General features: G+C 72.6%; 23 protein-coding genes. 19 read left to right on the top strand and 4 right to left on the bottom strand.

Going from position 1 to position 22,860, the window contains the following annotated elements; genetic code table 11:
* The first annotated feature begins 5 nt into the window (after window positions 1-5).
* From ACIHFD_RS35655 to ACIHFD_RS35605, 11 genes are all read left to right on the top strand, one after another.
* Window positions 6-1,580: an ABC transporter substrate-binding protein gene (locus ACIHFD_RS35655; protein WP_397370695.1), complete on the top strand. Its 1,575-nt coding sequence runs from the start codon at window positions 6-8 to the stop codon at window positions 1,578-1,580.
* Window positions 1,577-2,524: an ABC transporter permease gene (locus tag ACIHFD_RS35650; protein ID WP_397370694.1), complete on the top strand. Its 948-nt coding sequence runs from the start codon at window positions 1,577-1,579 to the stop codon at window positions 2,522-2,524. Before ACIHFD_RS35655 ends, ACIHFD_RS35650 begins: the two co-directional genes overlap by 4 nt.
* Before the next feature lies 1 nt (window position 2,525).
* Entirely contained in the window at window positions 2,526-3,416 is an 891-nt protein-coding gene (locus tag ACIHFD_RS35645; RefSeq protein WP_355199926.1) for an ABC transporter permease, read from the top strand.
* Window positions 3,413-5,425 carry a dipeptide ABC transporter ATP-binding protein gene (locus ACIHFD_RS35640; protein WP_397370693.1) on the top strand — a complete coding sequence of 671 codons (2,013 nt, stop codon included), beginning with the start codon at window positions 3,413-3,415 and terminating at the stop codon, window positions 5,423-5,425. The genes ACIHFD_RS35645 and ACIHFD_RS35640 overlap by 4 nt, the downstream gene beginning before the upstream one ends.
* The gene (locus tag ACIHFD_RS35635; protein ID WP_397370692.1) at window positions 5,422-6,351 is read left to right on the top strand and encodes a formylglycine-generating enzyme family protein; all 930 of its coding nucleotides are present in this window, start codon (window positions 5,422-5,424) and stop codon (window positions 6,349-6,351) included. Before ACIHFD_RS35640 ends, ACIHFD_RS35635 begins: the two co-directional genes overlap by 4 nt.
* Before the next feature lie 20 nt (window positions 6,352-6,371).
* Window positions 6,372-7,940: a sulfatase gene (locus tag ACIHFD_RS35630; RefSeq protein ID WP_397370691.1), complete on the top strand. Its 1,569-nt coding sequence runs from the start codon at window positions 6,372-6,374 to the stop codon at window positions 7,938-7,940.
* Window positions 7,941-7,987: 47 nt separating this feature from the next.
* Window positions 7,988-9,379 carry a sulfatase gene (locus ACIHFD_RS35625; protein ID WP_397370689.1) on the top strand — a complete coding sequence of 464 codons (1,392 nt, stop codon included), beginning with the start codon at window positions 7,988-7,990 and terminating at the stop codon, window positions 9,377-9,379.
* A 215-nt stretch (window positions 9,380-9,594) separates the two neighbouring features.
* On the top strand, window positions 9,595-10,560 hold the full coding sequence (locus ACIHFD_RS35620) for a sugar kinase (protein WP_350735793.1): 966 nt from the start codon (window positions 9,595-9,597) through the stop codon (window positions 10,558-10,560).
* Window positions 10,532-11,293 (top strand): IclR family transcriptional regulator, encoded by a 762-nt coding sequence (locus ACIHFD_RS35615; RefSeq protein WP_397370688.1) that lies wholly within the window; start codon window positions 10,532-10,534, stop codon window positions 11,291-11,293. The genes ACIHFD_RS35620 and ACIHFD_RS35615 overlap by 29 nt, the downstream gene beginning before the upstream one ends.
* A complete protein-coding gene (locus ACIHFD_RS35610) occupies window positions 11,280-11,885 on the top strand; it encodes a bifunctional 4-hydroxy-2-oxoglutarate aldolase/2-dehydro-3-deoxy-phosphogluconate aldolase (RefSeq protein ID WP_397370687.1) in 606 nt (201 codons plus the stop codon). The genes ACIHFD_RS35615 and ACIHFD_RS35610 overlap by 14 nt, the downstream gene beginning before the upstream one ends.
* A gap of 229 nt (window positions 11,886-12,114) precedes the next feature.
* Window positions 12,115-12,516 (top strand): cupin domain-containing protein, encoded by a 402-nt coding sequence (locus ACIHFD_RS35605; protein WP_397370686.1) that lies wholly within the window; start codon window positions 12,115-12,117, stop codon window positions 12,514-12,516.
* Here ACIHFD_RS35605 and ACIHFD_RS35600 read toward each other — a convergent pair.
* On the bottom strand, window positions 12,513-13,229 hold the full coding sequence (locus tag ACIHFD_RS35600; protein WP_397370685.1) for an NADPH-dependent F420 reductase: 717 nt from the start codon (window positions 13,227-13,229) through the stop codon (window positions 12,513-12,515). The genes ACIHFD_RS35605 and ACIHFD_RS35600 overlap by 4 nt on opposite strands.
* 112 nt (window positions 13,230-13,341) lie before the next feature.
* Here ACIHFD_RS35600 and ACIHFD_RS35595 point away from each other — a divergent pair, with 112 nt between their 5' ends.
* From ACIHFD_RS35595 to ACIHFD_RS35575, 5 genes are all read left to right on the top strand, one after another.
* On the top strand, window positions 13,342-13,935 hold the full coding sequence (locus ACIHFD_RS35595) for a TetR/AcrR family transcriptional regulator (RefSeq protein ID WP_397370684.1): 594 nt from the start codon (window positions 13,342-13,344) through the stop codon (window positions 13,933-13,935).
* Between the two features lie 136 nt (window positions 13,936-14,071).
* Window positions 14,072-14,863: a 2-keto-4-pentenoate hydratase gene (locus ACIHFD_RS35590; RefSeq protein WP_397370683.1), complete on the top strand. Its 792-nt coding sequence runs from the start codon at window positions 14,072-14,074 to the stop codon at window positions 14,861-14,863.
* The gene (locus ACIHFD_RS35585; RefSeq protein ID WP_350735774.1) at window positions 14,860-15,750 is read left to right on the top strand and encodes an acetaldehyde dehydrogenase (acetylating); all 891 of its coding nucleotides are present in this window, start codon (window positions 14,860-14,862) and stop codon (window positions 15,748-15,750) included. Before ACIHFD_RS35590 ends, ACIHFD_RS35585 begins: the two co-directional genes overlap by 4 nt.
* Window positions 15,747-16,766, top strand: a complete 1,020-nt coding sequence (gene dmpG, locus ACIHFD_RS35580) for a 4-hydroxy-2-oxovalerate aldolase (protein ID WP_397370682.1) — start codon at window positions 15,747-15,749, stop codon at window positions 16,764-16,766. The genes ACIHFD_RS35585 and dmpG overlap by 4 nt, the downstream gene beginning before the upstream one ends.
* A 128-nt stretch (window positions 16,767-16,894) precedes the next feature.
* Window positions 16,895-17,659: an SDR family NAD(P)-dependent oxidoreductase gene (locus tag ACIHFD_RS35575; RefSeq protein WP_397370681.1), complete on the top strand. Its 765-nt coding sequence runs from the start codon at window positions 16,895-16,897 to the stop codon at window positions 17,657-17,659.
* An 11-nt stretch (window positions 17,660-17,670) separates the two neighbouring features.
* Here the strand turns inward: ACIHFD_RS35575 and ACIHFD_RS35570 are convergent, their stop codons facing one another.
* A complete protein-coding gene (locus ACIHFD_RS35570; protein ID WP_397370680.1) occupies window positions 17,671-18,942 on the bottom strand; it encodes a serine/threonine-protein kinase in 1,272 nt (423 codons plus the stop codon).
* Window positions 18,943-19,005: 63 nt separating this feature from the next.
* Window positions 19,006-19,626: a TetR/AcrR family transcriptional regulator gene (locus tag ACIHFD_RS35565; RefSeq protein WP_397370679.1), complete on the bottom strand. Its 621-nt coding sequence runs from the start codon at window positions 19,624-19,626 to the stop codon at window positions 19,006-19,008.
* A gap of 89 nt (window positions 19,627-19,715) precedes the next feature.
* Between ACIHFD_RS35565 and ACIHFD_RS35560 the strand changes: the two genes are divergently transcribed.
* The 3 genes from ACIHFD_RS35560 (at window position 19,716) to ACIHFD_RS35550 (ending at window position 21,647) form a co-directional block, all read left to right on the top strand.
* Window positions 19,716-19,889 (top strand): hypothetical protein, encoded by a 174-nt coding sequence (locus ACIHFD_RS35560; protein WP_397370678.1) that lies wholly within the window; start codon window positions 19,716-19,718, stop codon window positions 19,887-19,889.
* Window positions 19,890-19,919: 30 nt separating this feature from the next.
* A complete protein-coding gene (locus ACIHFD_RS35555; RefSeq protein WP_397370677.1) occupies window positions 19,920-21,065 on the top strand; it encodes a zinc-binding dehydrogenase in 1,146 nt (381 codons plus the stop codon).
* A 99-nt stretch (window positions 21,066-21,164) separates the two neighbouring features.
* Entirely contained in the window at window positions 21,165-21,647 is a 483-nt protein-coding gene (locus ACIHFD_RS35550) for a 4-oxalocrotonate tautomerase family protein (RefSeq protein WP_397370676.1), read from the top strand.
* 8 nt (window positions 21,648-21,655) lie between these two features.
* Here ACIHFD_RS35550 and ACIHFD_RS35545 read toward each other — a convergent pair whose 3' ends face one another.
* A complete protein-coding gene (locus ACIHFD_RS35545) occupies window positions 21,656-22,843 on the bottom strand; it encodes an ROK family protein (RefSeq protein WP_397370675.1) in 1,188 nt (395 codons plus the stop codon).
* Window positions 22,844-22,860 lie beyond the last annotated feature (17 nt).

Raw genomic sequence — 22,860 nt, 5'->3', positions numbered from 1 at the left:
CCACCATGCGCACAGGCGTACAAAGCCGTCCATACTCCCGTCCGAATCTCCGAGTCCTGCTGGCGCTGGCCCTGTCGTCCGCGTTGACGGCAGGCTGCCAGTCCGCGGTCCAGCTGGAGCGGCAACAAGCCGCCGGCGGGTCCACCGCGAGCTGCCGCGAGGGCGGCACGCTGGTCGTCGCCAGCGCCCAGCCGCCCATCCCCGGCCGGGTGCTCGCCCAGGGTGCCGCGAACCTGTTCTGGGTACGCGGGGTCTTCGAACCGCTCATGAGCGTCAAGGACGGCGACATTGCGAACCCGGTCCCGTTGCTGGCCACCGCGTGGAAGGTCGGCGCCGACGACCGGACCGCCACGCTCAGCCTGCGCCAGGGCGTGACCTTCCATTCCGGCCGCCCCTTCACCTCGGCCGACGTGCTGTTCACCTTCAAACAGGCGCTCGAACCGGCGAGCCCGTCGAACGACAAGCAGATCATCGGCGGCTGGCGGCTCAAGGCGACCGGCGACCACGAGGTGACGATCGAGTCCGAGACACCCCTGTCGCCCGTGCTGGCGAGCGTCCTCGACGACACCCCCATCGTGGACTCGCAGACCTACAAGGACCTCGCCGACGGCTCGAAGTTCATCGGGACCGGGCCGTACAAGGTGGAGCGGTACCAACCGGGCGCCCAGCTCGTGCTGGTCCGCAACGACCGTTACTGGCAGCGGGGCCTGCCGCACCTCGACCGCATCGAGAACGTGGTCATCGCGGACTCGACCGCTCAGCTCGCCGCGCTGCGGTCCGGGCGGACGCAGCTGGCCTCCGGCCTGACGACGCAGGACGCCGCCACCGTCACCCAGAAGGGCGGCCAGTTCCAGCTCTACGAGGGCCAGCAGGTGCTGTACTCCCTCGTCCTGGACACCGCGAGCGGAGCGTTCGCCAAGAAGGAGGCCCGCCAGGCCGTCGGGTACGCCATCGACCGCGACCGCATCAAGCAGCAGGTCTTCAGCGGCCTCGGCGAGACCGGCGGCCTGGTGTGGCCGGCCGGACCGGAGTACCCCAAGGACCGCGAGAACGCCTACCGCCACGATCCCGCCCGGGCACGGGAGCTGATCAAGGAAGCCGGCGCGAGCGGGGCCGAGGTGCCGATCACCATCATCAACAACCCCCAGCTGCAGGCCGTGTACCAGATCATCGCCAACAACCTCACCGACGTCGGGCTCCGGCCGAAGCTGGTCGCCCTGCCCGCGCCGGACTACCAGTCACGGCTGGCCGCCGGGAAGGGCGGCAACTACCTGTCCTTCCGCGGGCAGGTGCCCAGCCCGTCGCTGGTCGCGCAGACGAATCCGGACGTACGCCTGCAAGGCGCCCACCGCACCTTCACCAGCAAGGAGTACACCGCTCTCGTGCGCGGGGTGATCGAGGCGGGCGGCGGGCAGGCCGGAGCGGAGGCGGTGCAGAAGCTCACCGCGTACATGCTTGACCAGGCGGTCCAGCACGTGCTGGTGAGGACGCCGGCCATCACGGTCAAGTCCACGGCCGTCCAGGGGTTCTCCCTGGTCTCCGGCGGGCTCCTCTCGCGTGAGACGTGCCTGGTCCGATGATCCGCTACCTGGTCAAGCGCGTCCCGTCGGTGGTCCTGGTGCTGCTGGCCACCAGCGTGATCGCGTTCCTGCTGCCGCGGCTGACCCCCGGCGATCCGGCCGCCGTGATCGCCGGCCCGGAGGCCACCCCCGAGACCATCGCCGCCGTCCGCGCCCAGCTGGGCCTGGACCAGCCGCTGGTGTCGCAGTACCTGAGCTGGATGGGGGGCCTGTTCACCGGCGACCTCGGGCGGTCCTTCCAGTACGGCCGTCCGGTGGCCGAGCTGATCGCGACCCGGGTCGGCAGCACCGTGGAGCTGGCGGTGCTGGCCGGGCTGTTCCTGGCCGTGGTCGGGATCGGCCTGGGCGTGCTGGCCGGCTCCGCCCGCTCGCGGTGGTCGCGTGCGCTCGCCGACGCGACGAACACCAGCCTGCTGGCCGCGCCCCCGTTCCTGGTCGGGCTGCTGCTCATCCTGGCGTTCGGGGTCGCGATCCGGATCCTGCCCATCAGCGGGGAGATGTCGGTGCTGGAGCGCCCGGACCTCGGGCTGCAGTACCTGCTGCTGCCCTCGCTGGCGCTGGCCCTGCCGATGTTGGCCGGGGTGGCGCGGCTGGTGCAGACCTCGATGCTGGCAGTGCGCCAGGAGGACTTCGTCGACCTGGCGGTGGCCAAGGGCGTGCCGACCCGGCGGATCAGCGTCCGGCACGTGCTGCGCAACAGCCTCGGCCCGGCGGTGGTGGCGATCGGGATCAGGTTCGGCGACCTGCTGGCGGGCGCGGTGGTCATCGAGGCGATCTTCGCCAGGAACGGGCTGGGGCAGCTGGCCGTCTCGGCCGCGCAGAGCGCCGACTACGCGGTCATCCAGGTGCTCATCGTCGGCACGGTGCTCATCGCCGTGATCGCGCAGCTGCTGACGGAGATCTCCCTGGCCGCCCTCGACCCTCGCATCCGATTGGGGCAGTGACATGACGATTGCGAAGAGAGCGCCCGTGATCGCGGCGGGGGAGAAGCCGGTCCGGCGGCGGCGCGAGCGCGGCGGCGCGCCGGCCCGCTACGCGCAGGCGTTCCGGACCCCGAAGGGGCTCGCGGGGGCCGTGCTGCTGACGCTGCTGGTCGCGCTGGCCCTGCTCGCGCCGGTGCTCGCCCCCGGTGGCTACGACCAGCAGGCCAGGGACGCGCTCGCCGGGCCGTCCATGGGACATCCGCTGGGCACCGACGAGTTCGGCCGCGACATCGTGGTGCGGACGCTGTACGGCCTGCGTACCGACCTGAGCCTGATCCTCACCGCGGTGCCGGTGAGCATGGCGATCGGCACCCTGCTCGGCCTGTCCGGCTACGTGTCGCGCAGGCTCGGCTCGGTGACCCAGCGCGTGCTGGACATCATCCTCGGCTTCCCCGGCCTGATCCTCGGCATCATGATCGTCATGATGATCGGCGCCGGCTGGAAGGCGCTGTTCACGGCGATCGTCATCGCCGGTCTGCCCGGCTTCGGCCGGCTCGCCCGCGCGGGCCTGCTCGCCCAGCAGCAGCGGGAGTACGTGCTGGCGGCCCGGGTGCTCGGCGTGCCGCGCTCGACGGTGATGGTCCGCCACATCCTGCCCAACGTGGCCGACCCGATCCTCGTGCAGGCCACCGTGTTCATGGTGGTCGCGATCTTCATCGAGGCAGGGCTGAGCATCGTCGGGCTCGGGATCAACCCGCCGAACCCGTCGCTGGGCGCGATGCTCAACGTGGGCGCCCGCTACATCGACAGCCTGCCCTCCTACGTGCTCGGCCCCGGACTCGTCCTGCTGCTGCTCGCGCTGGCCTTCACCCTCCTGTCCGACGCTCTGAACCAGGCGGCGAACCGACGATGAACGACTCCCTGCTGGAGGTGCGCGGCCTGCGTACCCAGTTCGACACGCCGGACGGCGTGGTCCACGCGGTCAACGACGTGACGTTCTCGATCAGCCCCGGGCAGATCGTCGGCATCGTGGGGGAGTCGGGCTCCGGCAAGTCCGTGGCCGCCCGCTCGATCCTGCGCATGGTGCGTCCCCCGGGCCGGATCACCTCGGGGGAGGTGCGCTACCGCGGCACGGATCTGCTGACCCTGCCGGAGAAGCGGATGCGGGAGCTGCGCGGCCGGGAGATCGCGATGGTGTTCCAGGACCCGCAGTCCGCGCTCAACCCCGCGATGACCGTCGGCGACCAGATCGCCGAAGCGCTGATCGTGCACGGCACCGGCAAGCGGGCGGCCCGGCGGCGGGCCCTGGAGCTGCTGGTCCAGGTCGGCATCCCCGACGCCGAGCGCCGGATCGGCGACTACCCCCACCAGTTCTCCGGCGGCATGCGGCAGCGCGTCGTGATCGCGGTGGCCCTGGCCGGCTCGCCCTCGCTGCTGATCGCCGACGAGCCGACGACCGCGCTGGACGTGACCGTCCAGGCGCAGATCCTGCGGCTGCTCGGCCGGCTCCGCGACGAGCTGGGCATCGCGGTACTGATGATCACCCACGACATGGGCGTGGTGGCCGAGATGTGCGACGAGGTCGTCGTGATGTACGGCGGCCGGGTCATGGAACGCGGCCCGGTGGACGTCATCTTCGGCCGCCCGGAGCTGCCGTACACCGCCGACCTGCTCGCGGCCATGCCCCGCATCGACGAGCACTCCGCGGGGCGGCGCCTGCCCTCCATCCCCGGCGCTCCCCCCGACCCTGCCCGCCTGCCGGAAGGCTGCCCCTTCCACCCGCGCTGCCGCCTGAGCGAGGACGTCTGCGCGCGTGAGGTGCCGCAGCTGTCGCCGCGCGGCGGCGACGGGCACCTGGCCGCCTGCCACGTCACGCGGCGCGGCGCGGCGATCCCGCCGATGCGCACCGCCGCCGCCGAGGGCCGGCGCGACCGGACACCGGTGCCGCTGCTGCAGATCGACGGCCTGCGGGTGGACGTCGCCGCCGACAGGGCGGGACTGATCCGGCGCCACCGGCCGGTGTACGCCGTCGACGGGGTCAGCCTCACGGTGTCCAGCGGGGAGACCGTCGGGCTGGTGGGCGAGTCCGGCTGCGGCAAGTCCACCCTGGCCCGCACCATCGTCGGCATCAACGCGGCGGCCTCGGGGTCGGTCCGCGTCGGGGCCGGCGCCAAGGAGCTGCGGGAGACGGTGCAGTACGTGTTCCAGGACCCGTACGCGTCGTTGAACCCGCGGCGCACCATCCGCCAGTCCCTGGACGAGGCGCTCGCCGTGCGCGGCCTGCCGGCAGGCGAGCGGGGCGCCGAGGTGGTGGCGCTCATGGAGCGCGTCGGCCTCAGCGAGCGCCACCTCGACCGCTACCCGCACGCCTTCTCCGGGGGGCAGCGCCAGCGCATCGGCATCGCCCGCGCTCTCGCGGCCCGGCCGAAGCTGCTGGTGCTCGACGAACCCGTCTCGGCGCTGGACGTGTCGATCCAGGCGCAGATCATCAACCTGCTGGAGTCCCTGCGTGACGAGCTCGATCTCGGCTACCTGTTCATCGCCCACGACCTCGCGGTGGTGCGGCACCTCAGCGACCGGGTCGCCGTGATGTACCTGGGCCGGTTCGTCGAGATCGGCGACGCCGAGTCGGTCTACACCGCGCCGCAACATCCGTACACGGCGGCGTTGCTGGCCTCGTCGCCGGTCCCGGACACCGCCGGGCGTGCCCGCGAGCGGATCGTGCTCGGCGGGGACCTGCCCAGCCCCAGGAATCCGCCGACCGGCTGCCGGTTCCGCACCCGCTGTCCGATCGGGCCGCTGAACCGCCCGGACCGTACGGTCTGCGTCGAGCGGGCGCCGGAGCTCACCCCCACCGAAACGGGGCAGCTGGCCGCGTGCCACTTCGCCGGAGAGCTGGACGCCACCGGAGCGGTGGCATGAGCGCCTGCTGCACCCCGGGCCGCCCGCCGTTCGGCGCGCCGGCGGCGGCGGCGCCCCTGCGGGCGGGGCGCGGCTCCGACGCCGGGATGGTGCGGCTGCCCGGCGGGCGGTTCCGGATGGGCAGCGAGGACGCCGAGGGCTTCCCCTCCGACGGTGAGGGCCCGGTCCGCTCGGTGGAGCTCTCGCCGTTCCTCATCGACCGCTGCGCAGTAACGAATGACGATTTTTCGGGATTCGTGGCCGAGACGGGCTTCGTCACGGAAGCCGAACGCATCGGCTGGTCCTACGTCTTCGTCCGCTTCCTGAACCGGGACCTGCGCCGGATCTCGCCGCGGCCCGAGGTCACCCCGTGGTGGGCGGCCGTCCGAGGGGCTGACTGGCGCCATCCCGAAGGGCCGGGGAGCGGCCTGGACGACCGCGGCGACCATCCGGTCGTCCACGTGTCCTGGCACGACGCCGGCGCCTACGCCCGCTGGGCCGGCAAGCGGCTGCCGACCGAGGCGGAGTGGGAGTACGCCGCCCGAGGCGGCCACGACCAGCGGCGTTACCCGTGGGGCGACGAGCTCACCCCCGAGGGCCGGCACCTGGCCAACATCTGGCAGGGCCGCTTCCCGGTCACGAACACGGCCGAGGACGGCTACGCGGGGACCGCCCCGGCGCACGCGTTCCCGCCCAACGACTTCGGCCTGCACAACATGGCGGGCAACGCCTGGGAGTGGTGCGCCGACTGGTGGGGCACGGACCACCCCGCGCAGGCGCGGAACCCGGCCGGTCCGCCCTCGGGCACCGACAGGGTGACGCGCGGCGGCTCGTACCTCTGCCACGCCTCCTACTGCAACCGCTACCGGGTCGCCGCCCGCTCGCACAACACGCCGGACACCTCCGGAGGCAACACCGGCTTCCGCTGCGCCCGTGATCTCGACTGACCGACACACGAAGGGTTTCCATGCGCGTCATCTACATCGACGTCGACACGCTCCGAGCCGACCACACGCAGCCCTACGGCTACCAGCGGCCGACCACGCCGAACCTGCAGGCACTGGCCGACAAGGGCGTGGTGTTCGAGCGTTACTACTGCTCCGACTCGCCCTGCCTGCCCTCGCGCACCGCGCTGACCAGCGGGCAGTTCGGCATCACGAACGGCGTCGTCGGGCACTTCGGCGAGGCCGCCAGGTTCCGCCTCGACTCCGGCCACGGCAACCATCCCGAACGCCCGCTGCTCGGCCAGCGGCTGGGCGAGCACGGCTACTACACGGCCGCCGTGTCGATGTTCGCCGAGCGGCACCGGGCCTACTACTTCCTGGGCAACTTCCGCGAATCGATCCGGGCCAGCAACGAGCTCAACGACGAGGACGGGCGCGACATCAACCGGGTCGGGCTGGACTGGATCCGCCGGCACGCGCACGAGGACGACTGGTACCTGCACCTGACCTACTGGGAGCCGCACACGCCGTACCTGACCGAGCCGGGCTGGACCGAGCGGGCGGCCGCCTCCGGGCCGCCCCCGGCCTGGCCCGACCAGGAGGCCATCGACGGCCACGCGGAGGTCTACGGGCCGCGCAGCGCCCTCGACCTGCACTATTCCGTCCTGCCGCGCAGCTCCCCGGTCCCGCACAACATGCCGGAAGCCATCCGCACCCGAGCCGACTTCGAGCACCTCATCAACGGGTTCGACGGCACGATCATGTACTGGGACAGCCTGTTCGGCGAGCTGCTGGCCACGCTGGAGGAGCTCGGCATCGCCGGCGAGACCGCGATCATCGTGAGCGCCGACCACGGGGAGTCCTTCGGCGAGAACGGCTCCTACGCCGAGCACGGGCACGCCAACGAGCCGGTCCACCGGGTGCCGCTGGTCGTCTACTGGCCGGGCGTCACCGACGACCTGCCCGAGGACGCGCGCCGCTGCGACGCCCTGCTGTACAACATCGACCTCGCCCCCACGCTCTGCGACCTGCTGGACATCCCGGCCCCGGGCGGGTGGCAGGGCGACTCGTTCGCCGACGCGGTACGCGGGTCCGAGATCCCGTCGCGCCCGTACCTGGTGCTCGGCCACGGGGCCCACACCTACCAGCGGGCGGTCCGCACCCGCGACCACCTCTACATGCGGACCTACCATCCGGGCAGCTTCCGTGCCGAGTGGGAGCAGCTCTTCAACGTCACCGCCGACCCGCACCTCACCACCGATCTGATCGAGAAGGAGCCGGAGCTGGCGGCGCAGATGCGTACGCACCTGTCGGAATGGTGGCACACCTACGCGGGCCGGCCGGGCGCGCTGCCCGACCCCATGCAGGCGACGCTGCAGGTCGGGCCGACCTACTACAACGACCCGGTCCGCTACATGGAGCACCTGCGCGCCACCGGCCGCGCCCACCTCGCGGACGACCTGGCGGAGCGGCTGTCCACCGCCACCGGTGCCACGCCGGTCTCGTGGCACGCCACGGAGGCCGCCTGGACGCCCGAGCGGCACGCCGCGTGGGAACGCAGAATCGCCGCGGCCGGCCACAAGGGCTCCTGATGGCCGTCCGCGCCACCTATGACGTGAACGGCCGCTGAGGAGACCGCATGCCACCGAACATCCTGCTGATCACCGCGGACGACATGGGCGGCGACACCCCGGGCTGCTTCGGCGGCCCGGCGGAGGTGACCCCCGCCCTGGACCGGCTCGCCGCCGAGGGGATGACCTTCGGCCGCGCGCACGTGGCCATCGCGGTGTGCCAGCCCAGCCGGTCCGCGATCATGACCGGTCGCTGGCCGCACCGCAACGGCGCGCAGGGCTTCGAGCCGATCGCCGACGGAGTGCCGGTGCTCACCCGGGTCCTGCGCGAGGCCGGGTACATGTCGGGCATCCTCGGCAAGGTGGAGCATCTGCAGCCGGTGGAGGCGTTCGGCTGGGACTATACGCGCGGCATGCGCGAGCTGGGGATGGGACGGGATCCGCGCGCCTACGGCGAGGCGTCGCGGCGGTTCATGGAGGAGGCGGCCGCACAGGGGCGGCCCTGGTTCCTCATGGCCAACGCGCACGACCCGCACCGGCCGTACTCCGGCAGCCAGGACGAGCTGGACCGGTTCCCGGCCGAGGCCCGGGCCTCCTACCCGGCCCCGTCGAAGGTCTTCGGGCCGGCGGACGACGTCGGAGGCGTGCCCGGGTTCCTCCCCGACCTGCCGGAGGTGGCGCGGGAGTACCGCGAGTACCTGAGCTCGTCCCGCCGCTGCGACGACGTCGTCGCCGAGGTGCTGCGCGCGCTGGAGGAGAGCGGCGCCGCGGGGGACACCCTGGTGGTGTTCCTGTCGGACAACGGGATCGCCGTGCCGTTCGCCAAGGCGAACTGCTACCTGCAGAGCAGCCGGACCCCGCTGATCGTCCGCTGGCCCGGGGTGACCCGCCCGGGCGGGCGCGAGAACACCGCGTTCGTGTCGATGATCGACCTGTTCCCCACGTTCTGCGCGGCGGCGGGCCTGCCCGGACCGGCCGGGCTGGACGGGCGGACCCTGCTCCCCCTGCTGCGCGGGGAGCCCCAGGACGGCCGGGACGCGGTGTTCACCGTGTTCCACGAGACGGCGGCGAAGGGCCGGTACGAGATGCGGTGCCGGCAGGACGACCGCTTCGGCTACATCTGGAACGAGTGGTCCGACGGCACCCGGGAGTACCGGGCCGAGAACATGATGGGACGCACCTGGCCGGCGATGCTCGCCGCCGCCTCCGGCGACGAGCGGCTCGCCGAGCGCGCCCGTTTCTACCGGCACCGGACGCCCGAGGAGCTCTACGACCTGCACGCCGACCAGCATTCGCTGGCCGACCTGTCCGGCGACCCGGATCGCCGGAAGGACCTCGACGCGGCGCGGCAGGACCTGCTCGCGTGGATGGCCGGGACCGGCGACCCGCTGCTCGACACCTACCGGGCCTACCTCCAGGGGGCCGCCGTCAAGGCGCTCGACCACCCCGGCGCCGGTTGAGGGGTGTCAGGCCCGGTCGGCCGGCTCGAGAAGGGGGCTATCCGCTATATTGCAAATGCAGCATAGGCGTTGCGATATTTGCAATGAAGGAGTGCTCTCATGCGCGTGGTCACGTGGGCGGCGGTGGATCGGATCGCTCAGCAGGACGGCCCGATCACGGAACCCTCGGACGGGCAGGTCCTCGGACGCCGGCGCCCGCGGAGGGTGAGTGGCCGATGAGACCCGCAGACGTGCTCGCGATCGGCGAGACCATGGTCATGGTCACCCCGACGGCGGGCGGCCGCCTCGACGCGGACAGCGCGTTCATCCTGCGCCCCGGCGGCGCGGAGTCGAACGTCGCCGCGCTGCTCGCCCGGCTCGGCCACGCCACGGCCTGGGCGAGCGCCGTCGGCCGCGACCCCCTCGGCGACCTGGTTCTCGACGCGCTGCGCGGGCACGGCGTGGACGTCGATCTGGTCCGCCGCGACGACGAGCGGCCCACCGCCGTGTACTTCAAGGACCCGACCGCCTCCGGCACCCGCGTCTACTACTACCGGCGCGGCTCGGCCGCCTCGGCCATGACCGTGGCCGAGGTCGCCGGCTGGGCCGCCCGGCCGTCCAGGATCACGCACATCTCCGGCATCACCGCGGCCATCTCCCCGCAGTGCCTGGAGCTGACCAGGCACATCGTGTTCGACCGGCCGCTCGGACCGGCCACGGTCAGCTTCGACGTCAACCACCGGCCGAGCCTGTGGAAGGACGGCGACGCCCCGGCCGTGCTCCTGGAGCTCGCCCAGCGCGCCGACATCGTCTTCGTCGGGCGCGACGAGGCGGCGGCGCTGTGGGGGACCTCCGACGCCGAGAGCGTGCGCCGGCTCATCGACCGGCCCCCGTACCTGATCGTCAAGGACGCCGCGATCGAGGCGGTCGCCTTCACCCCGGAGGGCGTCCATCGGGCGCCGTCGACGCCGGTCGAGGTGCTCGACGCCGTCGGCGCGGGGGACGCCTTCGCGGCCGGCTGGCTGAGCGGGTTCCTCGACGGCCGGGACGAGCTCACCCGCCTGCGGCTGGGACACTACGCGGCTTCCCGTGTCCTGACGTCCCCGGCCGACATGGCCGATCTTCCTCCCGCCGGTGAGATCGTCTCGCTGCTCGGACAAGGAGCGCACCAGCATGTCGCAGACCGTCGCACGGGCCATTGACATCGTCGGGTTCGTCTCCGTACGTCACCGCACGCTCGGCGAGATCGCCGATCACCTCGGCGTGCACAAGTCCACCGCGCTGCGCCTGCTGCAGACGCTGGAGGAAGGCGGTTTCGTACGGCGCGTCCCCGGCGGCGTGTACGGCATGGGCTTCCAGCTCATCGCGCTCGGCCAGCTCGCGCTGGACCAGGTCGAGGCCCGCTCGCTCGCGCACCCGATCCTGCACGGCCTGAGCGAGCGCTACGGCCAGACGGTCCACCTGGGAGAGCTGGCCGGGGACCAGGTCATCTACGTGGACAAGATCGACGGCCGGGGCACCGTGGCCATGGGCTCGCGCATCGGGCTGCCCGCCCAGCCGCACACCGCTGCCGTCGCCAAGGTCATCTTCGCCTACCAGGACGCCACGACCCGGGCGCGGGTCATGGAGCACATCACGTTCACCCGCTTCACCCCCAAGACGATCACCACCGCCGAGGCGCTCGCGGCCGAGCTCGCCCTGACCAGGGAACGGGGCTGGGCCGAGGACGACGGCGAGCACGAGGACTACATCAACTGCGTGGCGCTGCCGGTCTTCGACGCCCGGGGCAAGGTCACGCACGCCATCTCGATCACCGCTCTGCGGGCGGTCGTACCACTGGAAGAGCTGCGCGCGTACGTCGACGACCTGCGCGACGCGGCCCACGAGATCTCCAAGAGTCTGGGCTGGGGAGGAGACCGCTATGGACGCCGCTGACTTCTTCGACACACACCTCGGGAGATGCCCGATTCTGGGTATCTTCCGCCACCTCGACCCCGTGGACACCGTGGCCATGTGCGAGCGCGCCTGGGCGTTCGGCGTCGAGCTCATCGAGGTGCCCGTGCAGACGCCCGACGCGCTGCCGTCCCTGCGCGCGGCGCTGGACGCCGCCCGGGCCAACGGCAAGAGCGTCGGAGCGGGTACGGTCACCACGGCCGAGCAGCTGACCGCCGTCAGCGACCTGGGCGCCGCCTTCACCGTCGCGCCCGGACTTCACCCCGAGGTCGTGGCGGAGACGCTGCGGCTCGGGCTGCCGCACCTGCCGGGCGTGGCCACCTCCACGGAGATCGCCACCGCCCTCGGTCACGGGTTCACCTGGCTGAAGGCGTTCCCCGCCGCACAGCTCGGGCCCGACTGGATCAAGGCGCAGCTCGCGCCGTTCCCCGGTGTCCGTTTCGTCGCCACGGGAGGTGTCGACGCGGGCAACGCGGCCGCCTTCCTGGCCGCGGGCTGCAGGGGGGTGGCCGTGGGGTCGGCGCTGAGCGATCCGGACGCGCTGGAGCAGCTGCGCAAGGTCACGGATTCCTGACCTCTTGACAGAGGGTGTTCTGCGGGTACGTGTCACACCAGGTCCTGTCACGCGCGCCTGACCAGGTGTTTCATGGGCAATGGGTCGCCGCCGGGGCGCGTTCGCCGCCGGCGGCCACCCGCTGAACCGCCGGAAGGACGACGCACATGGCACAGGACCCGCAGCCGTCGGGCGCGCAAGGCCATCGTCGCCCGGCCGGCTGCCCGACACCTCGCGGACGGAGACATCCATGAAGATCGTGAAGCGGCCGCCGACCGCCAAGCTGCCCGCCGAGTGGTTCACCGGCGACGCCTGGGCCGACGTGATCCTCCGGGGCGAAGACCCCTCCCGCGCGCGGGCGAGCATGGTCAGGTTCGCGCCCGGCGCCCGTACCGCGTGGCACTCGCACGGCCTGGGCCAGACGCTCTACATCGTCGAGGGCGTCGCGCTGATCCAGTCGCGCGGCGGCGAGATCATCGAGGCCCATCCCGGCGACATCGTCCACACGCCGCCGGGCGAGGAGCACTGGCACGGCGCCGCCCCGGACCGGTTCATGATCCACCTGGGGATGTGGGAAGGCGACGACACCGCCTGGCTGGACCACGTCACCGACGCCGAGTACGACGGCCCACGCGTCAGCACGAAGCGTTAGAGGACGGCCTGGTCGGCCAGCTTCTTCACCTGGTCGGCGGGCACCGGAACTCCCGGGGTGTCCACGAACCAGCGGTACGACTCTTCGAAGTCCAGCCCTTCGGGTCGCTGCGACGGGAAGTACGGCTGGACGTAGACGGGGGTGCCGGGCTGGACGCGCCAGCTGTCGGCGATGCTGCCGATGTCCGCCGCGTCATAGCCGAGCGCGTCCAGGAGCCCCGCCACCTGCGCCTTGGCGCCTTCGTCGTCACCCGCGATCGGCAGGGCGCTGCGGTCGGGGGCGCCGGCGGGGCGGGCGAGGGTGAGCAGGCGGTGGAAGTCGATGTTGTTGAACGCCTTGACCACGTGGGCGCCGGCCAGGTGCCGCTGCACCAGGGCGGTGGAGGTCAGCGTCCCGCCGCTCAGCTCCGGGAGGTCGCCGTCGCGGTCGGGATAGTAGTTCATCGTGTCGATGACGGTCTTGCCGGCCAGGTCCGCGGCCGGGAGCTTGCCGTAGGCGTGCAAGGGGATGGTGGCCACCACCAGGTCGCCGGCGCGGGCGGCTTCGGCGGGCGTGGCCGCGGTCGCGTGCTCGCCGATCTCGGCGACGAGGTCGGCGAGAGATTCCGGCCCGCGCGAGTTGCTGAGGACGACGTCGATGCCGGCGGCGACGGCGAGGCGGGCCACCGTGCCGCCGATCATGCCGCTGCCGATGAGGCCGAGAGTCTGAGTCACGGTGTCAGGTCTCCAGTGTTGAATCAGTGCGTCGAAGGTGAAACTGAGTGTCAGGTTAGCTATGCAGTCCTGTCTCTGCAATCCAGGTCCGAATAAGAGGTAGGATCGCGGGGTGACCGAAGCAGCTCGTACGAGCACGCGAGACATCGCACGGGCCGCCGTACGGGCCGAGCTGGCCCAGGTGGCCTTCGACCTGTTCATGCGCGAGGGCTTCGAGAAGGTCACCATCAACGACCTGGCGGAGGCGGCCGGAGTCTCTCGCAGCACGTTCCTGCGCTACTTCGGCACCAAGGAGGACGCCGTCGTCAGCGCGCTCGACGCCCAGGGCGACAAGGTCGCCGCCGCCCTGCGCGCCCGGCCCGCCGGTGAGGACGACTGGACGGCGCTGCGGCGAGCGCTGGACGCCGTCATCGAGCTCTATCACCAGGACCCCGCTGGCACCCTCGCGACGACCCGCCTCATCAAGGACACCCCCGCGCTGTGCGCGCGCCACCGGGAGAAGCAGCACTGCTGGTGGCCCGAGCTGGCCCGGGCCCTCGCCGAGCGCACGGACGCCCCTCGCTCCACGGAGCTGGTCCTGTCGGTGCGGGTGGCCGCCGCCCTCGACTGCCTGAACATCGCCGTCGACCGCTGGACCGCGTCCGACGGCCGGCTCGACCTCGTCGAACTCCTGGACGAAGCCTTCACCGCGCTCGCACCACGATAAGCCGCGACAAGCCGCGACAAGCCGCGACAAGACGCGCGGCCCGTTGTTCCCCCGGCCCGCCTGGCGGGACGGTTCGCTTGCCCGGCGTCGCCTTCGAGCAGCAAGGTCTGCCCGGGAGAACAACGGAAGGATCACGATGGACCCTCGTTCCACAGGTGACGCCGTGGCCGGGCTGCTGGATGCGTACGCCACGCGGACCCCGATCGCGCCGCTCACCACGACATACGCGGACATGTCGGTTTCTGATGCGTACGAGATCCAGCTCGCGCAGGTGGAGGCGTGGCAGGCGGGCGGCGCCCGGATCGTGGGGCACAAGGTCGGCCTGACCTCGGCGGTGATGCGCCGCCAGCTCGGCGTCGATCAGCCCGACTACGGTCACCTGCTCGACGGCATGGCGTACATGGACGGCGCCCCCATCGACGCCGCGCGCTTCCTGCAGCCGCGCATCGAGCCGGAGATCGCCTTCGTCCTCAAGAGACCGCTGGCAGGCCCGGGCGTCACGGCCGCGACGGCGGCGGCCGCGGTGGACTTCGTGCTGCCCGCCCTGGAGATCATCGACTCGCGCATCGCGGACTGGAAGATCACGCTGGCGGACACCATCGCCGACAACGCCTCCAGCGGCGGGTTCGTGCTCGGCACCCGGCCGACGCCGCTCGCGGACGCCGATCTGGCGCTGACCGGCTGCCTGCTGCACCGCAACGGCGAGCTGGTCCAGACGGGCGCCGGCGGCGCCGTACTCGGATCTCCGCTGAACGCGCTGGTGTGGCTGGCGAACGTCCTCGGCGAGCGCAAGGTGGCGCTGGAGGCCGGACACGTCGTGCTGCCCGGCTCGGTCACCGCGGCCATCCCCGTCGAGCGGGGGGACATCGTGACGGCCACGTTCGCCGGGCTCGGCACGGTCACCGCGAACTTCAGGCAGGCGTCGTGAGCAGACTGACGGCGGCCATCGTCGGCCCCGGCAACATCGGCACCGACCTGCTGGTCAAGCTGCTGCGCAGCCAGGCCGTCGAGGTCCACTCCATGGTGGGCGTGGATCCGGGCTCGGACGGCCTGGCCCGGGCCCGTTCGCTCGGCGTCGAGGCCTCGGCGGGCGGCGTGGACTGGCTGCTGGCCCAGGACACCCTGCCCGACCTGGTCTTCGAGGCCACCTCCGCCAAGGCGCACGCGGCCAACGCCCCCCGCTACGCCGAGGCGGGGATCACCGCGATCGATCTCACCCCCGCCGCCGTGGGCCCATTTGTGTGCCCGCCGGTCAACCTGGACACGCTGTCGGACGCGCCCAACCTCAACATGATCACGTGCGGCGGGCAGGCGACGATCCCGATCGTGCACGCCGTCTCCCGCGTGGTCCCGGTGGCGTACGCCGAGATCGTCGCCTCCATCGCCTCCCGCTCGGCCGGTCCGGGCACGCGGGCCAACATCGACGAGTTCACCCAGACCACCGCGCGCGCCATCGAGACGGTCGGCGGCGCCGCCAAGGGCAAGGCGATCATCATCCTCAACCCCGTCACCCCGCCGATGATCATGCGGGACACGGTGTTCTGCGCGATCCCCGCCGACGCCGACACCGCCGCGATCGGCGCGTCGATCGAGGCGATGGCGGCCGAGGTGGCCGCGTACGTGCCCGGCTACACCCTGCGGGCCGAGCCGCAGTTCGACCCGCCGCGCGACATCTGGAACGGCATGGCCCGCGTCGCCGTCTTCCTCGAGGTCCGCGGCAACGGCGACTACCTGCCGCCGTGGGCCGGCAACCTCGACATCATGACCGCCGCGGCCGCCCGCGTCGGCGAGCGACTCGCGAAGGTGGGCGCATGACCGGCAAGATCAGGATCACCGACTCCACCCTGCGCGACGGCAGCCACGCGATGGCCCACCGCTTCACCGAGGAGCAGGTACGCGGCGTCGTGCACGCCCTGGACGGCGCCGGGGTGGAGGTCATCGAGGTCACCCACGGCGACGGGCTGGGCGGCTCGTCGTTCAACTACGGGTTCTCGCTGGAGGACGACATCACGCTCGTCGCCGCCGCCGTGGACGAGGCGGAGAGCGCGAAGATCGCCGTCCTGCTGCTGCCCGGCCTCGGCACGGTCGAGGACCTGCGCAAGGCCCACGGCGCGGGGGCCTCCGTGGCGCGGATCGCCACGCACTGCACCGAGGCCGACGTGTCGCTGCAGCACTTCGCCGCCGCCCGCGAACTGGGCATGGAGACGGTGGGCTTCCTCATGCTGTCGCACCGCATCGGCCCGGCCGAGCTGGCCGCGCAGGCCCGGATCATGGTGGACGGCGGCGCGCAGTGCGTCTACGTGGTCGACTCGGCCGGCGCCCTCGTGCTCGGCGAGGCCCAGGCCCGCGTCAGCGCGCTGGTCGGCGAGATCGGCCACCAGGCGGAGGTCGGCTTCCACGGCCACCAGAACCTCTCGCTCGGCGTCGCCAACTCGGTGCTGGCCACCCAGAACGGCGCCCGCCAGATCGACGGCGCCCTGTGCGCGCTGGGCGCAGGTGCGGGCAACTCGCCCACCGAGGTGCTGGTCGCCACCTTCGAAAGGCTCGGCATCCCGACCGGGGTGAACGTGCAGGGCGCGCTGGCCGCCGCCGAGGACGTGGTCAAGCCGTTCCTGAACCGCCTGCCGTTCGCCGACCGCTCGGCGATCACGCAGGGGTACGCGGGGGTGTACTCCAGCTTCCTGCTGCACGCCGAGCGCGCCGCCGAGCGGTACGGCGTACCGGCCCACGAGATCCTGCAGCGGGTCGGCGAGGCCGGCTACGTCGGCGGCCAGGAGGACATGATCATCGACGTCGCCCTCCAGCTCGTCCAGGAGCGCGACCGGTCCTGACGGGTGTGAGGCCCTGCATCGTCGCAGGTCCGGGGCCTCACGCGAGCCGCGCCGCCCCGAGATCGGGTCCGGCGGGCGGCGGAGTAATCTGCGAGGTGAATCACGAACGTGGCTGACGGAGGGCTTCCATGGCGGATCGGCTGAACGGCACCGTGGCGCTGATCACGGGAGCGTCGAGCGGCATCGGGGCCGCGACCGGGCTGGCGCTGGCCGCCCAGGGAGCCACCGTGGCGCTGGTGGCCAGGCGGGCCGATCGCCTGGAGGAGCTGGCCGACCAGATCCGCGGCCAGGGCGGGACCGCGCTGACGCTCGTGGCCGACGTCGGCGACGAACGGCAGGCCAAGGAGGTCGTGGAGCGCACCGCGACCGAGCTCGGACGGCTGGACACCCTGGTCAACAACGCGGGGGTGATGCTGCTCGGCCCGGCCGCCGACGCGCCACTCGAAGAGTGGCAGCGCATGGTGCAGGTCAACGTGCTCGGCGTGCTCTACTGCGCGCACGCCGCGCTGCCCTACCTGGTACGGGCCGCCGCCGACGGCCCCCGCCAGGTGGCCGACATGGTGAACATCAGCTCGGTGGCCGGGCGGGTGGCACGCAGCGGCAGCGGGGTCTACAACCTCACCAAGCACGGCGTGGGCGCTTTCAGCGAGTCACTGCGCCAGGAGTTCGCCGGGCGGCACGTCCGGGTGTCGCTGGTCGAGCCGGGAGCGGTGGAGACCGAGCTGACCGGTCACAACCGCCCGCAGATCCAGGAGCAGATCAACCAGCGGTTCTCCTCGGTGGAGCGCATGCAGGCCGAGGACATCGCCGACGCGATCAGCTACATCGTGACCAGGCCCCGGCGCGTCGCGATCAACGAATTGCTGGTGCGCCCCACCGAGCAGGAGGGCTGAGCGCCCCCTGATCATCCGGCCGGCCAGGTGAACCTGTTCGACACGACTCGTTCCCCGTCCGGCCCTTCGGCGACGATCCACACCTTCTGGCCGGTCGCGTTGCACGGGAACCGGTCGTCGGTGTGCTGCTCGCCGTTCTCGTCGCTGGTGAGCGTCGCTCCAGGGTTGAAGGCCCCCCAGTTGTCGGTGTACGGCTGGAAGACGTACTTCGTGTTCGGCTTGAGGCCGGTGGCCCGGAACTCGACGAAGGCGCAGTTCTTCCGGCAACTGCCATAGGTCGTCGAGGGACCTTTGGACACGACGATCCCCGCCTTTTCGCGGGGCGAGCCGGGTGTCGAGACCGGCGGGGGAGAGGTGGGACGATCGTCGCGGTCGGCGAGCCAGGCGGTCCCGGTCGCGGCCAGCGCCAGGGCGGCCGCCCCCGCGGTGAGCGCCGGCCACCGGCGCCTGGCGGCATCGCGGGTCCGCCGCCACCGCGGGGGCGGGTCGGCGATGTCGCGCAGCGCGTCGCGGGCTCCGGCCGCGGCCGGCCGCCTGCCCGGCTCGCTCTGGAGCATCGCCGTCAGCACGGGGCGCAGCGCCCCGATGTCCGCGCTCATCTCGACGACACCGTGGTGTGCCGCCCATCCCACCGTTCGCCGGTCGTCGTCGGGGACGCGCTCGTCTCCTTCGCCGTGGGCCCAGGGGCGAGGGGGATTCCCGGCGACCAGCGCGTAGACGGTGGCGCCGAGCGAGAACACGTCGGAGGCCGGGTCCGGGCGGCCGCCGATGAGCTCGGGTCCGGCGTAGTCGGGCGTGTAGGAGATCGGGCGTTCGGGCGAGATCGTCTCCACGCCGCCGATCCGCCGCGCGGCGTCGAAGTCGGTCAGTTTCGCCAACCCCTCGGCGTCCATGACGATGTTGGCGGGCTTCACGTCGCAGTGGATCAGCCCCTTGCGGTGCAGCGCCGTCAGCGCGTCGGCGATCTGCGCGCCGATGCGGGCCGCCTCCTGGGGTGAGAACCTCCTGCCCGACAGGCTTCCGGCCGGCACCCGCTCCATGACCAGCCAGGTGCCGGCCCGAGGACCGTCGTCCACGGTCAGGACGTCGTGGACGGTGACGATGTGGGGATGGACGAGCTTGGCGAGAGCGCGGGCCTCGCCCGAGTGGGTGCGCTTGAGCACGACGGGGAGGTCCAGCTCCTCGTCATGGGCGAACAGCACCTCGCCCCTGCCCTCGGTGACGGTCGCCCCCCGCTCCACCCGGAAGCGCGCGCCAAGTCCTTCGTCTCCGTTCAGCCGCAATGCGTCCGCCTCCACCGTGACCGCGACGTGCTCGTACCAGGGCGAAGCATCCCAGAACTATCGTCACTCGCGGTAGGTCGTTCGCTCACCAGAGTGACAAGGAGCGCCGGTCGCGTGCCGGACGAGTGCTTCGAGTTGGGCGGTGACGTCGTCGAGGGGACGGATGTCGCGTTGGGCGCGGCACATCGCCACCGTGCCCTCCGTCGCCGCCACGATCAGGGTGGCCAGCTGGGCGGCCTGGGCCTGGTCGGCGCCATGGTCGCGCAGTGACGCGGCGAGCATCCGTTCCCACGTGCCGAACACCTCGGCGGCCGCGTCGATCGCCTCGGGAGGGCCGTCGGCGGGGGGCTCTTCGACCGCGACGGCCAGGACGGGGCAGCCGGCGCGGAAGTCGCTGTCGAGGACGGTCTGCCGCCACAAGGTCAGGAACGCGCGCAGACCGGCCGCCGGGCCGGCCCGAAGCTCCCGCTCCAGGACCCGCGTGACCAGGTCGCCGGCGAACCGGACCGCCTCGGCGGCCAATTGCTGCTTGCCGCGCGGGAAGTAGTGGTAGGTGGAGCCGAGGGGCGCGCCGGAGTGTGCGGCCAGATCCCGGACCGTGCTCCCGGCCAGGCCGCGCCGCCGGATCAGGTCGGCCGCGCCGAAGATGATCCGCTCCCGTGACCGCGGTTCCCGCTGTGCCATGTAGTACCCCAGGTTGATTATGACGTGCGTTATAGCCTACCGTGAGCAGCGGTTATAACGACCGTCATAATTTTCCCAGGAGGTGTCTCATGCCGATGATCCAGCTCACCGCCCCGTCCGGGGCGCCGACCGAGCTGCCCGCGCGGGCGCAGACGACCGCCGAGGACGACCTGCCGCGCTTCCGCGTCGACGTCACCGTCCCGGAGGGGGCGCTGTCGGACCGGCGCAAGAGCGGCCTGGCCAAGGACGCCACGGATGCGTGAGGCCGCGGCGGTCGGTCCGCGAGCGCGGCGATGAACGAAAGCGTGCGCGAACTCGTCTTCCTGCGCAGCGGCCGCCTCGCCTGGCGCGAACGTGCCGCACCTCGACCGGCCGAGCCGGGCGACGCCGTCGTCCGCCCGTTCCTGGCCGGCCGCTGCGACGGCGACACCCTCCCGATCCACCGGCCGGTCTCACGAGCGCTGCAGGCGGGGATGGCACTTGGCCTCGTCGACCCGATCGTGGCTTCCATCTGCGGGAAGGTCCCCTTCCAGGGGCCCTTCCCGATCGGCCATGAGTGCGTCGCCGAAGTGGTCGCCGTCGGGTCCGGCGTGCGGCGGATCCGGATCGGCCAGACCGTCGTCGTCCCCTGGGCGGTCTCCTGCGGCACCTGCCCCCGCTGCCTGGCCGGGCTCACCTCCAAATGCGCCACCACCACCCGAGGCACCCGAGGCACCCTCGCCGCCTACGGCTTCGGCCCCGCCAGCGGCCCGTGGGGCGGCATGGTCACCGACCGGATCCGCGTCCCCCACGCCGACCACATGCTCGTCCCCGTCCCGGACGGCGTACCGCCGCTCCGCGTCGCCGCGGCAAGCGACAACCTCGCCGACGCCTGGCGGACGGTCGTCCCGCTGCTCGCCCGCCGCGAAGGCGCGAAGGTGCTCATCCTCGGCGGCGGCGCCAAGAGCATCGGTCTGTACGCCGCCGGGCTCGCCGTCGCCCACGGCGCCGCGACCGTCCACTACCTCGACGACGCCCCGGGGCGGCGCCAGATCGCCGAATCCTTCGGCGCCGAGGCCCGTCCACTGTCGGGCCCCGTCCGTGACACGTACGACATCGTCGTCGAGGCCACCTCGCGAGCCCCGGGCCTGCGCCGGGCGCTCGCCGCGACGGCTCCCGGCGGCGTGTGCACCGCGGTGGGCTACTACCTGGCGACCGGCACCCGCGTCCCCCTCATGCGCATGTACGCCACCGACACCACCCTCCGAGTAGGCGTCTCCCACGCCCGCGCCACCCTGCCCGACCTCCTGGAGTTCGTCCACCGCACCGGTTTCCCCGCCGAACGCGTCATCACCCTGCTCGCGGACTGGGACGACGCCCCCACGGCCTATGCCGCCCGTACCACCAAACTCGTCCTGGCCCGCGACCCGCTCCCGACCGGAAACGGGCCCACACCATGATCAACCTGCACCACGCCCATCACCGACGAGCCGGAAACCGTCGTGGAACGGCTGCGGGCCTATTTCGCCCTTTGAGGACGACCGTCACAGGAGGAAACGATGACAGTGATCACAGTGGCCGCGCCGCAGGGGCGGCTCAGCGCTGAGCAGCGGCGCGCGCTGGCCCGGACGCTGACCGACGCGGTCCTGGTGCCGGAGGTCGGGCAGCTCGCGCCGGCCGCCCGGGTGGGCTTCCAGGTCCACTTCGTGGAGCGCGCACCCGACATGATGGCGATCGGCGGCACCCTGCTCGCCGACCTGCTCGCCGACGCCGAGCAGGACGTGATGGTCGTCGACGTGGCGGTCATGGACGCCGACTGGCGGCGCGAGGTGCGCGCCGAGGCCATCGAACGCATCCTGGCGGCGCTGGCCGAGGCGTGCGGCCTGCCGGCCCCGTCCCCGGCGTGGTGGGTGAACTTCCGGGTGATCGAGGACGGCAGCTGGGCCTCGGGCGGCCGCGTCCTGTCGATCCTCGACCTGCTCGACACCGGGGTCTTCACCGAGGAACGCGCCAAGGCGGTGCGCGCGGCGCTGTCGTCCTGACGGCGAGGTCAGCAGCCGGCCAGGGTGTCGCGCCACACCTCGTCCAGGGCCAGCTGGATCGCGCCCGTGAGCACGGTGCCCTCGGCCAGCTCCGACAGCTCCACGCTCGGCGGGGTGAGGGTCAGGTCTGCAAGGTGCCGTGCGATGGCGTCCAGTAGAACCGCGCCGGCGCGGGCGATGCCGCCGCCGATCACGATCGCGTGCGGCGACAGCACGAGGACGGCGGGGGCGATCGCCTCGGCGAAGACGGCGGCGACCCGGTCGACGACCTCCACGGCCATCGGGTCGCCGTCGGCGGCGGCCGTGAAGACGGCGGCCGCGTCCGTCGCGCGGGCGAGCCCGGACTCCGGCTGGCCCGCGGCACGGCGGCGGGCGAGATCGACGATCGCCTCGGCGCCGATCGCCCGCTCCAGCGGCCCGCGGCCGTCCCCGGCCGGGTCGGGGAGGTCGCCGATCGGACGGATGAAGCCGATCTCGCCGGCCTGGCCCGCGCCCCGGTGCAGCCGCCCGTCGATGACGACCCCGGCTCCGAGCCGCTCGCCCCACTGAACCGCGAGCAGGGTGCCCGCGCCGGTGTGCTGCCGGACGGCCGCCAGCGCGGCCAGGTTCGCGTCGTTCTCCACCGTGACCGCGCACCTGAAACGAGCGCGCAGGCGGCCGGCGAGGTCGATCTCCGGCCAGCCCGGCACGCTCGGGGCGAACAGCACCCGGCCGGTGGCCACCTCGACGATGCCCGGGGTCGCCGCGGTGACCGCCGCGATCTGCTCGGCGGCCAGGCCGGCCGCCGCCAGAGCCGCGCCCGTCGCCTCGTCGACCGCCTCGAGCAGGTGCCGGGCACCACGACGGCCGACCGGCCGGCGGATCAGCGCGAGGCGCTCACCGGCCAGGTCGGCGATCCCCGCCGTCACGGTGTGCGGGCCGACGTCCAGGGCGAGCACGGGCGCCGCCCGGCCGTTCAGCGAGAACCGGGTCGCCGGTCTGCCCACCGTGGCCTGCTGCGGTGCGACCTGCCGCAGCCAGCCGGCGGCCAGCAGGTCCTCCACCGCCTGGGCGACCGTCGGGCGGGTGAGCTCGGTCAGCCGGGCGAGTTCGGCCACCCGTACGGGCTCCGGCGCGCGCCGCCGGACCGCGTCGAGCACCGCCGCCCGGTTCATCCTCCGCAGGACCGGTGTGCCCGCCGGCCGCTCCTCCGTCATCAACGCCCCTCTTGACC

It is taken from the genome of Nonomuraea sp. NPDC051941 (genome assembly GCF_044593615.1).
Note: the sequence above shows the minus strand (reverse complement) of the source record. Positions and strands in the feature narration are given on the sequence as shown.